This is a genomic window from Microcoleus sp. w2-18bC1 (assembly GCF_036700365.1).
In the GTDB taxonomy this organism is placed as follows: Bacteria; Cyanobacteriota; Cyanobacteriia; order Cyanobacteriales; family Microcoleaceae; genus Microcoleus.
This window is the reverse complement of the sequence record NZ_JAUBOS010000040.1, coordinates 9,581-22,287: the sequence shown is the minus strand read 5'-3', so window position 1 is coordinate 22,287 and position 12,707 is coordinate 9,581. Positions and strand designations below refer to the sequence as shown.

The following is a 12,707-nucleotide window of genomic DNA, read 5'->3' as shown; positions in this document are numbered from 1 at the left end:
CAGCAATGCTGTGTCCTCTTATTTTCTGTTGGTATGAGAGGGAAGCGATCGCTTTTTGTCGATTTACTGTACTATATTTTTTGGTGATGATGAATCACGATCTCCATAGCGATACTTCCCTCCGCAATCTCAACTGAAACAATAATCAACGAGGGAAAGCTTAAAATATTTTATAAAGGTAGGGTTGATGAACAAGGGTGCTAAAATAGACCGGCAGCGGGAACATCAGGCAAATGAACGCACCTTTCTGGCATGGTTACGAACTTCACTCGCTTTAATTGGTTTTGGGTTTGCAATCAGTCGGTTTAGTTTATTTCTCCGTCAATTTCAAGCTACAGTGACTCAGCAAGAAGTTTCCTCCCCTCCCTTCTTCAACTCAGAAACTTTAGGGCTGAGTCTGGTCGTTTTTGGAATTGCGGTCATTGCCTTGGCAGCATGGCGTTATAATCGAGTTTTCTGGCAAATTGAGCGAGGTGATTATCGCCCAAATCGTGTGCTAGTTTGGATTCTGACTGGAGTTGTAATGATTTTAGGAACGTTAAGCATTCCGTTATTGCTATGGCGAGATCGCGGAAATATAGCTCCCACTTCAACTCCTAAAAACTCTCAATTCTAAGTTAACCCGATCGCTTAGCTAAAGTGAAAATAACCCCAACCATATCCTTAAGCTTTTGTGAATCTAGATTGTCTATGGTGTTCGAGAGATGGGGAGAGAATTTGAAGATTTTTGATCGGGTCATCGAAATATACAATTTAAATACTGTACAACTTACAAGCGGAAGCAAGTGAAATGAAGTAATTAGCTGTCTGTTTATTATTGACGAACAGCGATTTATACATTACAACGAGCCTTTATTGAGGAATATTCACCAAGAGGGAATGTCATTTCTCAATAAGCCTTTGACGGGCGGGCAGGATGCCCACTCCACAAAAAAACTTACTCTTTGTGGAACAGGCATCTTGCCAGTTCTGGAGAATACTAAAAGATTGCAATTGCGAACACTTTCATCTCCTTTAACTTACTCTACCACCGCCCTCAAACAGAATACTTAAATCCCCGACTTCTTCAAGAAGCCGGGGATCTAAAACAAGAAAACAGCCCCTACAGATTAATGACTACCCGCTCCAGCCGCCCGTTTAAACGCCTCATCCAACACTTCCGAAAGCGTCGGGTGCGTGTGGACTCGGAATGCCAAAGTGTTAACAGAATCGCGCTGGGCGATCGCATTTGCCGCCTCCTGAATTAAATCCGAAGCGTGCAAACCGAAAATGTGAACTCCCAACAACTCCCCAGTATCTTTCCGGTAAATCACCTTAGCCATACCGTCAGTTTCACCCTCCGCAATAGCCTTAGAATTTCCCTTAAAATAACTCTTGACAGAACCGACCTCAAACCCTTCAGCTTTTCCTAACTCTTTGGCCGCAGGTTCAGTCATCCCCACATAGCTAATTTCCGGGTGAGTAAACGCCGCCGCCGGGATACTCAAATAGTCAACTTCGCGCGCACGACCGCAAATATTTTCCACCGCAGCAATTCCCTGAGCAGACGCAGAATGCGCTAACATCATCTTGCCATTAACATCGCCGATAGCCCACAAATTTTGCACCGGTTCTCCCGCCGCCAAAACCTGCATCTTATCGTTAACTGGGATATAACCGCGCATCGTTTCCACGCCAACAGTTTCTAACCCCAAATTCTTGCTCACCGGCACCCGACCAGTTGCTACCAAACAAGCGTCAACTTCCAAAACTTCGACAACTTCCTTAGTTTTGAAATCAGCTAATTCAATAATTACCGGCGAACCAGGAATAATCTTCTTGGCCAAAACACCTACTTTTGTTTCAATATCGCGGGGTGCAATTAACACTCGTTCTGCTAATTTAGCAATATCCGGGTCAAAAGTCGGCATCAATTGGTCTAGAGCTTCAATCATCGTAATTTCGCAGCCCAGGGCTGTGTAAATATCCGAAAACTCCAAACCGATATAACCGCTGCCAATAATTGCGATCCACTTCGGCAGCGATTCCAGCCTGACTGCATCATCGCTGGTAAATACAGTTTTGCCGTCAATTTCTATCCCGGGGGGGACGAAGGGAACCGAACCGGGAGCGAGAATAATATCCTTGGCAGTAATAGTTTTCTCGCCTTTATCGGTTTCGACGGTAATTTTTTGAGCACTGGCAATTTTGCCCCAACCTTGGATGACATCCACGTTCAAACGTTTGAGGCTGTTGGTCAAGTCGCCGCGAAGTTTGCTAACAATAGTATTAGCGTGATTGGCGATCGCCCCGCGATCGAAATCCACACTGCCCAATTGAATACCCAAAGTCTTTAGGTGGTGGGCATTCCGCAAATCTCGCACTCGCCCGGAAGCCGCCAACAGCGCCTTCGAGGGAATGCAGCCGCGGTTGACGCAAGTCCCCCCCATGTCCCCCGCTTCGATAATTGCCACTTTCAGCCCGCAGCTAACCGCGTGTATGGCCGCGCCGTGTCCGCCCACGCCAGCGCCGATAATTGCTAAATCGTAATCAAATCCCTGAGTCACCTTAAAATCTCCTAATGCCTTTGAAATCTTAGGACTCAAGCAAAAAACACCGTCTCTGGGTCCTTTCGGGGTGGCGCGTTGCCATCGCAACCCTTGAACAGCGGTAATAGTTGCATAAGTCCTGTCTCCTTATTCTCGACTAGACTAGGGTTAATTAGACAACGAAAGAGCCGTAACTGAGATTTTTTCAGGGTCAATGATTTTGAGCTGGGTCTGCACCAAGTCTCAAATCACTCAGTAGGCGGGTGTAGAGTTAAATATAGTTTGAAGGCTGACAATGCCCGCTACAGGTTTTATAGGGCAGCAAGTTCAGCAGCAAGCATTCCACCGTCCGGTTAAATTGTGTCCGCTTGCTTGTTTTAGTCGGGTTTTCATGTCTGCACGCCTTGGGGGCGGGCAGAGTTTGTTGGCAACTTTTAGAGTCTATGGAGTGGCTTATGACGGATGACGACGACCAGAAAGATTTACGCCGGGCCTCGGCTCAATCATTTTTTGAGTCCCTGGATGAATTGTTCGATTCTATAGAATCGAACAGCACTCAAGCTGCACAACCGAAATCTCCACCGCCTCCGGCTAAGTCTTCGAGTCAGTCTTCGAGTTTGCCGAAGAAGACTAGACCTGCGAAAATTAATTTGTCGGATTTTGAAGATGCGATCGCCGATTTGGAACAGTTTATCCAGAGCAAACACCAGAAACGCCCTGAATCCAATCAATAGTGCGATGACACATTTTCAAGTAATGACGGTTGACGGTTGACGGTTGACGGTTGACAAGTGACCAATTTTACACCTAATTTCCAGCTCCCAGATTCATCTGTGGAGTCAATTTTTCAACCTAAAATCTAAAATATAAAATTGACTGGCTGTTGAATGTTGAACTCGCCCAAAAACGGAGACTTGCTTTAAGACAGGAGTCGTGGAAAACGAAAAATTTTAGACCAAAATTCTTCCTCCCAGATTCATCTGTGGGGTCGGTTCTAAAATATAAAATCTAAAATAGACTGGCTGTTAACGCTGATTTCGACTTAAGCTGCTGATGTCGCTGCCTACAATATATTCATATTTAGTTGAGGATTGCTTTTACAGAATCAAGCCAGATAAATCATCTCAATTTACTATTAATAGCCTTGTTTTTAGGCTTTGAGTGCTGCGGTAATTGCCTCGATCGCACTTCGATCGCCCGATCGCCGATCGCACTCACAGGCAACTCCCATTCATCAATATCAATATCATTGCGGAACTTCACCGGAATATCAGCACCGTTAATAATCGCTCCCAACAGCCGCGGCCCGGATTTATGCGAATCCTCATCCTCAGATTCCAGCAACTGATCTGCAGCCTCAGACAACATACTAGACAAAGTGTAACCAGGCCGCGCCACCAAAATCATACCGTCCGTGTACGGTTCCAGCGTCAGGGCATCGTTGCACTCGCTCAACGCCGGAGAATCCACAACCACAAAATCAAAGCGGTTGCGAACATCCTCAAACAATCTCCGCATTTCGCTGGATTCTAGTACGGCGGAGGCTTGCCGCAAAAAGCCGGGACTCGGCACAACGTATAGATTCTCTACCTCTGGAACCAAAAGGACGCACTCGCTAATATTGCCGTAATAGTGCAAAGGTTCCACAGTCGCCAAAGGATCAGCAGCAATTTTCAAAGATTCAACGTTAGAAGGCGATCGCAAATCTGCTTCAATTAGTAAAGTCCGTTTACCCGATCGAGCCGATGCAATTGCCAAATTGTAAGCACTAAAACTTTTCCCCTCCAAAGGCGCTGCCGAAGTCAGCAACACCACCTTTACCGGTTTGTTCCCGATCCGGCGCAAATTAGTACGCAACCGCTCGTAAAATTCCAAATAGGGAGAATTTACCTCCAGGGCCAGAGGCATTTCATCGCCGTAGGAATCAAACACCGTCACTTCAGGCAAAACTGCCAGTATCGGCACCTCTTTTTCCACCAAAGCCGCCCGCACTTCTTCCCAACTGTAAAACTTGCCGTTGAGCATCCCTAACAGAAATATCAACCCCCCGCCCAGCAGCAATCCCACAAATCCGCCCACCGCCAGCATCACGGGCAAACCTCTCTTGTTGGACTCAACGTCATCAGTTTGCGGCCATTGGGCGATTCTCAAACTCCCCGTTGTCTCAGCTACCGCCGCCTCAGCATCTACCAAAGCCGACAACATCTTGTCGTAGAGAGCTTTTTTGAACGCCACTTGCTGGGCCAAACGGGCTTGTTCTAACTGCTTGTTGGGGATTGTCGCGTGTTCCCGACGCAATTCTTTTTCAGTTTTCTCGATTCCTTGGAGTTGCTGTTGCACCGTATCCCGCTGCGTTTGCAAAGCAATCAAAGTTTGAGCTAACTGCTGTCTGGCCGGATCTAAAGAAGAGTCTACCCGAATTCGATCGGCACTTCTGAGCGGAGCCGCCACCCCGTTACCGCCGAGTACCTCAGACTGGCGCTGCTGCAACTGCTGCTCAAAAGCAAGTTTTTGTTTAAGCAATTCTACAATTTTCGGGTGTTCCTCCTGCAAGTCGCTGCGGAGAATTTTGAGCTGAGATTCGATCGAAAACAATTGCACTCGCAGTTGGGCAATAATTGGATCGGCTGAGAGTGCTTGAGCGACGTAAGCTTGCTCCACATTCAATCCCAAGCGATCCTGCAAACTGTTAATTTGAGCTTCAATTCCTCCCAACTGCACGCGGAGTTGCCGCTGCTGCTGTTGGATGCTGGTAATCGCTTGCGGCAAAGCACCGCTCTGAGCTGCTAAAATTGAAGTTCCTTCTCGTTTTTCGTAGGCTTCAAGTTTTGCTTCCGTCTCTCTAAGTTCCTGAGTTACTTTCGGCAAACGCTGGTTGATTTGGGTGATCGTTTCTCGCAGTCTAGAAGTATTAATATTTTTGCTGTGTTCCACCATTTCGTTCATCAGCGTCTTTACTACCGCTTCTGCTTGTTTACGCTCGGCATTTTTGTACAATATTTGAATCAAAGCGCTGGGGTCATTATTCTTACTGGGCATCTTTATTTGCACATCTTTTCCCAGCTTGTCAGCCAAAGCTTGTACTTTTTCCGCTTCTTCTTTGTTTAATTTTCCTTCGGGTTTGATGAGTTTTTTTGCTGCTGGTTCAACCACCCTTGTATCCAGCAGCATATCTTTAGTTATTTCTTGTCCTTCCTGTTGAATTTTAGTAGTAGTGGATGAAAAAATCACGCTCGGTCTGTCGTAGGCCAGCGTACCTATTGCAACGTAAACTGGCGCAGGCTTTGGCTGCATAGCCACTACTCCCGACACGCCCACAGTCACCGCGAGAGTAGCCAGTCCCACCCACTTGTATTGGTCAAAAGCAATTAAATAACGTTTAACAACGGATAAAGTCATAACGATTTTAGATTTTAGATTTTAGATTTTAGATTGCTAATTGTTAACGATAAATCATAACTAATGACTAATGACTAATGACTAATGACTACTGCCAACTGCCAACCGCCAACTGCCAACTGCCAACTGCCAACTGACTACCTATCATTACGTGACGGGCCGAACAAATCTGTTACTCCATTTCTCAACTGCTCAAAGAACAGAATAAATCCCAAAGTATCCCGGAATGGTCGAGTAAAAGTGTTGAGTACATAACCAATGCGCTCTACCAGATTCCTACCAATCACAATCACATCATTATCTTCGAGCATCGGGTTCTGAGAAACATTGCCCTCCAAAGCAGCTTTAGCATCTATCGAACGGTTGATTGCTCTACCTTGCTTTTCGTCGAACCGAATCAGGGCTATTTTCCGCAAGTCAGCAAGATTAACAGGCAAGTTGTTGAGAGCATCCAAAAACCTGCTGCCATTTTCTATGTAGAACGAGGTCAAACCACCACTAGCGTAACTCAAAACTCGAACGTAGATCCTGGGCTTAATCAAAGTAGACCGCGAAACTAGAGCTTTGTCGTAGTCTAGGTTTTTGGTACTAGCGTCCAATTCCGGGATGACAATCACATCTCCCGATGCCAAAGGAAAATCGAACAAATCGTTACCGTTTGCTAGGGGAGTGTAGAGGTCGATTGGTTCCTCGACCGAGGAGCCGTTCATCAGCGTCCGCCGCACTCGCACCTCCCGCAAATCGGCTTTTCCCGTGACTCCCCCCGCAATCACCAAAGCAGCCGAAATTCGACCCGAACCCGCCGGAAGCGTGTAAAAACCAGGTTTGCTGACTTCTCCGGTGACAGTGATTTGGACGGGGACAGCAGCAGCAGCGAGGCTGTACCTGGATGCTAAATCTTGATCGGATTTGCGATCGGGCCTAACCTGTTTATACGGTACGACGATCGCATCTCCATCTTCCAAACGCAAATCCGGTGGAGCAATACCAGTTTGCAACGGTGTCAAAATATCAACAACTTGCTCCGCGACAGCACCTCCCGGCAGAGTCCGCCGCACCCGCACCGCCCGCAGTTCCGCCGTAGGATTAGTCCCAGCAGCAGCCGCCAAAGCAGCAGGAAGCTGGGGGGTTTGCAACGGATAAAAACCCGGTCTGGCAACTTCCCCCGTCACGGTCACCACTACGGGGCGCTGAACCAGCAAAGCAGCCGAGACTTGAGGATTTTTGATAAATTGGCCAAAGCGCTCCCGGAGGCGCTGCTGTGATTCTTCGACAGTAAGACCACGCACATTTACTGTTCCGATTAGCGGTAGTACAATTACGCCTTCAGGGCTGATTGGACCCGTAAAACCTAGCTCTGGGAAGCGCTGAACTTGAACAGAAATCTGGTCTCCCGGCCCGAGGCGGTAGGGCCGATTCCGAAAAGCTGGGTTAATATCCCGGTTGAAATTGGCAGGGGGCGGTGGCGGTAAACGCAATGGCGGTGGCGCCACGAGGCGCTCGGAACCAGGAGCAACAGATTGAGCTAAAGCCGTTTCCGAAAAATTTTTGCTATTAAAACCCCAGAATACAGCAGCAAAAGATAGAGTCCAAGCAGTTGAATGCAGGCCTGCTAAGTAAAAAGCGAGGCGATTTTTAATAGGGGATTTTTGCCACATTTTCAGAGGATTTAAAAAAGTAATATTTTGAATAATGGTCTGACTTGTAAGTTTCATCTAAATATAGCGACGAGAAAAAACAATAAGATATTTTCGGGCGGGTTGAACCCAGATATTTACTAAGAAGCAGTTGATTGTGGCAAAATCCGCCCACCCCCTAGGCCGATTTATTTGCACATACCTGCTTACTGAAACCGAAAAGTTTCTGTAATTAATTTAGCCTGGACACTTTCGGCAAGAGATTCCAACAATGGTTGAGCTATCTTAATCTCCCCCTGCGGTTGAATGGGAAGGATGATACTGACAGCAACCCAAGAGGCGCGGCGGTTCGAGAGTCTAGCAATACTGTCTTCCCAAAACCAGCGGCTGGTTGTTGGAGAACCCCCGTTAGGCCAAGCGTACCACTGCACGACAGCAAAAGTTTGTTGGCGAGTCCAGCTTCGGAAAAACCTCGCCTCGACATTAGGCGTTGGCTGGCCGGGTATTGGTGCTAATTTAACTGTAAACCTCAAAGTGCGATGAGAATCGGTTTGCCATCGGTGAAATCCATCGATATCTAGCCATTCTACTTGGGGCTGGTTTTTGGGGTAATTTTGAGGCAACAGCAATAAAATGGCAATTGTTTTATCTTTTTTAATTTCTTGAACTAACCATCTGTGAGCGCCAATTTGGACGTTATTCTGAACGGCTATAACTTGCCACCCAGGAATTTTTATCCCGTTTTGGTGCACACTTCTTAATTGCTTGAGGTTGGCAAGGGTTGGTGGGTTTGTCCAAGGCCATCTTCCCGTCGCGTAGCCGGGAATTGCTACTGCCCCAACTAATACCAGCAAAAACACCAGCACCATAATTTTAGATAATTGATACCGCCGCAGTAGTTTCTGTGCTGAAATCATCTGTTTCATTAATTGCCAGACTGACTAGGGAAATACTTTTCCATCCCGTTGAGGAGAAGTACCAATAACCCTAGTATACAAGCAGAATACAAATCTCCGCCCCATCCGGCGTGTAGCCAAGTAAAAAGCGCCTCTCTGTTGGTTCCGTGAAAGTAAGTTAGCAAAGTATTGCGAAAAATGTTGGAAGTAATGCTAATAATGGATGTAATCACTAAAAACAAAAGACTTTTTTTGCGAGAGTTCCAAACTCCCGTCCAATCCAGTAGAATTAAGCTGACGTAAAGACTGGTAAACAGCATTTTTAAGCCTGCACAGTGTGGAGCAACTTCTACAATGCGCTCGTTTACGTACAGATAAATTTCTTCCACTCTCACGTTGATACCAACCTTAATTAATATCCAGCCTGATGCTTCAGCAATAAATTGCTGTAAGGGTAAGGCGTAGGGTTCTAGGAGGTAAGGAATGTGGTTCGGCGATGCCAGAAATACGAACAAAAGTGGCATCGCCTGCAATTGTAAGCCGGGAATTCCTTTTAAAGATAAGCAAATGCTGGCTAGCATTACGGGGAGGGATAAATTTACTAAATCGCTCAAGCGACTCAGATAAAAAAGCGTGGCTAGTACCAGCAAAAAGCCTCCCAAAGGATGCGGTGAGTGGGGCAAGCTGCGCCAGGACTTTCGGTTCATCCAAGCAACATAAGCTGCGTAGGGCAAACCAATTAGTCCGTGGCTGAAATATTCGTGTTCGAGGCTGATGCTTTTGTTGAGCCAGCCGTCGTACCAGTGTACTAGCAGGGGGGCGTACAGCAGCACTAGGAGCACAGTGATACCTTCCGCCAGGAGGTATCGCTTGAAAACAATGCGAATTTTGCGCTGGATGTGCATGGTTTGAGAAGTTTTAAGATTGCCGCGCTGGATTCGCAACGCTTTCGGGTTTTCAACTGTGAGTTAAAGATTTGTTAATTTCCCACCCAAACGCTTTGAGAACTGCACCCTACTGCTTGAAACAACTCCAGCATAAGTTTTATGAACAATTAGCAATTCAATGATAGTACGATCGCCCGAACAACTTGCTCGATCTGAGTATTGCTCAATCCGGGATACATTGGCAATGATAAAATTTGTTCGCACAGGGTTTCTGCGTGGGGAAAGTCGCCCCGATTGCCTAAGTTTTGGTAGGCGGGTTGCAGGTGACAAGGTACGGGATAGTGTATACCTGTTTGAATGCCGTGTTGGCCGAGTTTTTCCTGAAGGGTGTTGCGGTTGATCGAGCTTTCCTCAGTAATTTGGATAACATATAGGTGATAAATGTGACCGCTGCTGCTGTGGTTGGCGATCGGTACAATGCCTTTGTGTTTCAATGGTTGTAGTAGAGTATTGTAGTGTTGGGCGGCGGCGGTGCGATCGCGATTCCATTTTTCTAAGTAAGGCAATTTAACATTGAGTACGGCAGCTTGCAAATTGTCGAGGCGGCTGTTGCTGCCAATTTCTGTGTGCAAATATTTGGTAGGTGCTCCGTAATTGCGGAGAGTTCGCATTTTTTCTGCGAGCTCTGCATCGTTAGTAATGAACATCCCGCCGTCGCCAAAAGAACCGAGGTTTTTGCTGGGATAAAAGCTGAATGCTGCTGCTGTACCAATGGAACCCGCGCGGTATCCTTCTCTTTCGGCTAAGTGCGCTTGGGCGGCATCTTCAAATATGATTAAATCGTGGCGGTTCGCAAAATCTAAAAGCTGCCGAGGCGATACCATTTGACCGTAGAGGTGTACGGGGATAATTGCTTTAGTTTTCGAGGTAACTGCTGTTTCGGCGGCTGTGAGGTCAATCAGGGCGGTTTCCGGGTCGCAATCTACAAGAATAGGTATAGCTTTGGCTTGGAGGACGGCGATGACGGTGGCGATAAAAGTGTTCGCGGGTATGATAATTTCGTCGCCCGGATTAATGCCGCAAGCTTGGAGTCCCAGAGCGATCGCATCTGTTCCACAAGCCACTCCTACGCCGTATTTTACTCCCGAAGCTGCTGCAAATGCTGTTTCAAATTCGGCGAGTGCTTGGCCTAAAATAAAATCTCCTTGCTCGATAATTTTTCCAATTGTTTCTGTTATTTGAGATTGGATTGGTTGGTGTTGCAGGGAGAGATTTACAAACGGAACTTTTGGCGGGCGACTACTCATACATCAGAGGAATACTAATTATTTATATTAACATTTAAGTGCGGATATCTTTTAATTTTTTTTAACCGCAGAGGGCGCAGAGGAAAAGAGGAAGAGAGGAGAAAGCCGATCGCACTTTTCTGGAGCTGTCAATTAAATCAAACTTTTTCTGTAATATAGAATCAGATAATTTTCCAGCAATCAAACTCATGGAATACAAAAAACTAGGCGACAGTGACTTATCAGTATCTGAAATCTGTTTGGGTACGATGACTTATGGCCAGCAGAACACCGTTGCAGAAGCGGCCCAACAGCTCGATTTTGCGATCGATAGAGGAATCAACTTTATCGATACGGCAGAAATGTATCCTGTCCCTGGAAAGGCGGAAACTCAGGGCAAAACAGAGGAATATATCGGCGAATGGTTGGCGAAACAGCAGCGGGATAAAGTCATTATAGCGACTAAAGTGGCGGGCAGAAGCACTCGATTAAAGTGGATTCGGGAAGGTAAAAATCAGATCGATCGCCCAAATGTCGAAAAAGCCCTGAATGACAGCCTGAAGCGCTTGCAAACTGACTACATCGACCTCTATCAGATCCACTGGCCAGACCGCTACGTACCCTTATTTGGTGCGCCGGATTACGACATCGCCCAAGAGCACGAAACTGTACCGATTCTCGAACAGTTAGAGGTATTTGCTGACTTGATTAAAGCTGGGAAAATCCGCTATTTGGGTTTGAGTAACGAGACGCCTTGGGGAGTTTGCGAGTTTTGCACGTTGGCTGAAAAACACGGCTTGCCGAAGGTTGTTTCGATTCAGAATGCTTTCAGTTTGAGCAATCGGACATTTCACTTGAATTTAGCCGAAACTTGCCGTTTTAAGAATGTGGGATTGCTGGCTTATAGTCCTTTGGGATTTGGGCTGTTAACCGGGAAATACTTGAATGGAATTCCCGAAAATTCTAGGTTGGCTTTATTTGCGGGATTTGGTCAGCGTTACGATAAAACTAATCTGAATGATGCGGTGAAAGCGTATGTTGAGATTGCGGGTAAAAATGGGATAAGTCCGGCGCAGATGGCTTTGGCGTATGTGCGATCGCGCTGGTTTGTCACGAGCACAATTATCGGTGCAACAAGTCTCGAACAGTTGGAGGAAAATATCGGTAGTTTGGAGGTGAATTTGGATCGGGAGATTATAGCGGAAATCGATGCGGTGCACGCTAAGTATCCGAATCCGACACCGTAAGTTTATTAGTAGGTTGGGTTGAGGTAACAAAACCCAACTTACCACTTTAATATGCGAAAATTACATAGACAGAACTTAGGCACTCCGCCAAAGAAACCGGGTTTTTTAGTGAATCTGCCGGCTGTAACGAAGTTTTACCGAAAAAACCCGGTTTCTGACTTCCCCTGCGTAAGTTTTAGTTGAGGAAGTTTACAACTTCTGGTTGGGAAAAGGTTTTTGAATGGGATCGCACTCACGTATTAAATACCCTCAGAGGTTTTCTTCAGGAAGTGATGCAGCTAGCTGTAGATAAGGGTTACATCACGCTGGAAGAGAAGGAGGAATTTATTCATCCGGCTTTTGCTAGCAGTACGGATGTTGTGGTATTAGGCAAGTAGTTTGTTTTGGCGCTGTTTTGGGCGATCGACCTTTTTGTGGTTAATGAATATTTTAACCTTCTTTAACATCCCTTCCCAGCGCTGGGAATAGGCGATCGCACTTTTTTGTTGTCAATGAATATTTAAACCGCAGATGATGTAAGGGCGAGACGCCCGTACCACAATGAAAGAGTATGTTTTGGGCGATGGGTTCGGTTAAACTCACTGCATCGAATAACTGAAATTTGCTCATTGCTGTCTCCCAAATCGCTTGTTGACTTGGATAGTGTCGATCGGTAGGGGCGATCGTAAATAAAAGTCACTTTTTTTAGTACAAAAGTATCAGTGTAGTTTAGCACACAAGTATTTATGTAAAACACAAGTATTTATGTAAAACACAAGTATTTATGTAAAACACAAGTATTTATGTAAAACACAAGTATTTATGTAAAACACAAGTATTTATGTAAA

General features: G+C 46.1%; 12 protein-coding genes. 6 read left to right on the top strand and 6 right to left on the bottom strand.

Going from position 1 to position 12,707, the window contains the following annotated elements; all coding sequences use genetic code 11:
• The first annotated feature begins 187 nt into the window (after positions 1-187).
• A complete protein-coding gene (locus tag QT979_RS19185; protein WP_333214502.1) occupies positions 188-616 on the top strand; it encodes a DUF202 domain-containing protein in 429 nt (142 codons plus the stop codon).
• A 263-nt stretch (positions 617-879) separates the two neighbouring features.
• Positions 880-1,053 carry a hypothetical protein gene (locus QT979_RS19180; RefSeq protein WP_333311405.1) on the top strand — a complete coding sequence of 58 codons (174 nt, stop codon included), beginning with the start codon at positions 880-882 and terminating at the stop codon, positions 1,051-1,053.
• Positions 1,054-1,109: 56 nt separating this feature from the next.
• Here the strand turns inward: QT979_RS19180 and lpdA are convergent, their stop codons facing one another.
• Positions 1,110-2,546, bottom strand: coding sequence for a dihydrolipoyl dehydrogenase (gene lpdA / locus QT979_RS19175; RefSeq protein ID WP_333214500.1), 1,437 nt, complete (start codon positions 2,544-2,546; stop codon positions 1,110-1,112).
• A gap of 277 nt (positions 2,547-2,823) precedes the next feature.
• Here lpdA and QT979_RS19170 point away from each other — a divergent pair, with 277 nt between their 5' ends.
• Together QT979_RS19170 and QT979_RS19165 are read left to right on the top strand one after the other, a co-directional pair.
• Complete coding sequence (locus QT979_RS19170; protein WP_333214498.1) at positions 2,824-2,994, top strand: hypothetical protein; 171 nt, start codon at positions 2,824-2,826, stop codon at positions 2,992-2,994.
• Entirely contained in the window at positions 2,984-3,262 is a 279-nt protein-coding gene (locus tag QT979_RS19165; RefSeq protein ID WP_333171805.1) for a hypothetical protein, read from the top strand. Before QT979_RS19170 ends, QT979_RS19165 begins: the two co-directional genes overlap by 11 nt.
• Before the next feature lie 385 nt (positions 3,263-3,647).
• Here the strand turns inward: QT979_RS19165 and QT979_RS19160 are convergent, their stop codons facing one another.
• The 5 genes from QT979_RS19160 to QT979_RS19140 all read right to left on the bottom strand — a co-directional run bounded on the left by QT979_RS19160 (position 3,648) and on the right by QT979_RS19140 (position 10,654).
• Positions 3,648-5,927 carry a lipopolysaccharide biosynthesis gene (locus QT979_RS19160; protein WP_333214496.1) on the bottom strand — a complete coding sequence of 760 codons (2,280 nt, stop codon included), beginning with the start codon at positions 5,925-5,927 and terminating at the stop codon, positions 3,648-3,650.
• A gap of 137 nt (positions 5,928-6,064) precedes the next feature.
• Positions 6,065-7,642, bottom strand: coding sequence for a polysaccharide biosynthesis/export family protein (locus QT979_RS19155; protein ID WP_333311404.1), 1,578 nt, complete (start codon positions 7,640-7,642; stop codon positions 6,065-6,067).
• A 128-nt stretch (positions 7,643-7,770) separates the two neighbouring features.
• Positions 7,771-8,490 carry a cyanoexosortase B system-associated protein gene (locus QT979_RS19150; RefSeq protein ID WP_333214492.1) on the bottom strand — a complete coding sequence of 240 codons (720 nt, stop codon included), beginning with the start codon at positions 8,488-8,490 and terminating at the stop codon, positions 7,771-7,773.
• Positions 8,490-9,365, bottom strand: coding sequence for a cyanoexosortase B (gene crtB, locus QT979_RS19145; RefSeq protein WP_333311416.1), 876 nt, complete (start codon positions 9,363-9,365; stop codon positions 8,490-8,492). The genes QT979_RS19150 and crtB overlap by 1 nt, the downstream gene beginning before the upstream one ends.
• A 149-nt stretch (positions 9,366-9,514) precedes the next feature.
• Entirely contained in the window at positions 9,515-10,654 is a 1,140-nt protein-coding gene (locus tag QT979_RS19140; RefSeq protein WP_333311403.1) for a DegT/DnrJ/EryC1/StrS family aminotransferase, read from the bottom strand.
• A 188-nt stretch (positions 10,655-10,842) separates the two neighbouring features.
• On the opposite strand from QT979_RS19140, the gene QT979_RS19135 reads away from it, so the two are divergent.
• Both QT979_RS19135 and QT979_RS19130 read left to right on the top strand, forming a co-directional pair.
• A complete protein-coding gene (locus QT979_RS19135) occupies positions 10,843-11,880 on the top strand; it encodes an NADP(H)-dependent aldo-keto reductase (RefSeq protein WP_333311402.1) in 1,038 nt (345 codons plus the stop codon).
• Positions 11,881-12,059: 179 nt separating this feature from the next.
• Positions 12,060-12,257 (top strand): hypothetical protein, encoded by a 198-nt coding sequence (locus QT979_RS19130; protein WP_333311401.1) that lies wholly within the window; start codon positions 12,060-12,062, stop codon positions 12,255-12,257.
• The last annotated feature ends 450 nt before the right edge of the window (positions 12,258-12,707 follow it).

Excerpts from the sequence above, each read along its gene's own strand:
- QT979_RS19185 (WP_333214502.1), top strand. The coding sequence starts at position 188 with ATGAACAAGGGTGCTAAAATAGACCGGCAGCGGGAACATCAGGCAAAT.
- QT979_RS19180 (WP_333311405.1), top strand. The coding sequence starts at position 880 with ATGTCATTTCTCAATAAGCCTTTGACGGGCGGGCAGGATGCCCACTCC.
- QT979_RS19170 (WP_333214498.1), top strand. The coding sequence starts at position 2,824 with ATGCCCGCTACAGGTTTTATAGGGCAGCAAGTTCAGCAGCAAGCATTC.
- QT979_RS19165 (WP_333171805.1), top strand. The coding sequence starts at position 2,984 with ATGACGGATGACGACGACCAGAAAGATTTACGCCGGGCCTCGGCTCAA.
- QT979_RS19160 (WP_333214496.1), bottom strand. The coding sequence starts at position 5,927 with ATGACTTTATCCGTTGTTAAACGTTATTTAATTGCTTTTGACCAATAC.
- QT979_RS19155 (WP_333311404.1), bottom strand. The coding sequence starts at position 7,642 with ATGAAACTTACAAGTCAGACCATTATTCAAAATATTACTTTTTTAAAT.
- QT979_RS19150 (WP_333214492.1), bottom strand. The coding sequence starts at position 8,490 with ATGAAACAGATGATTTCAGCACAGAAACTACTGCGGCGGTATCAATTA.
- crtB (WP_333311416.1), bottom strand. The coding sequence starts at position 9,365 with ATGCACATCCAGCGCAAAATTCGCATTGTTTTCAAGCGATACCTCCTG.
- QT979_RS19140 (WP_333311403.1), bottom strand. The coding sequence starts at position 10,654 with ATGAGTAGTCGCCCGCCAAAAGTTCCGTTTGTAAATCTCTCCCTGCAA.
- QT979_RS19135 (WP_333311402.1), top strand. The coding sequence starts at position 10,843 with ATGGAATACAAAAAACTAGGCGACAGTGACTTATCAGTATCTGAAATC.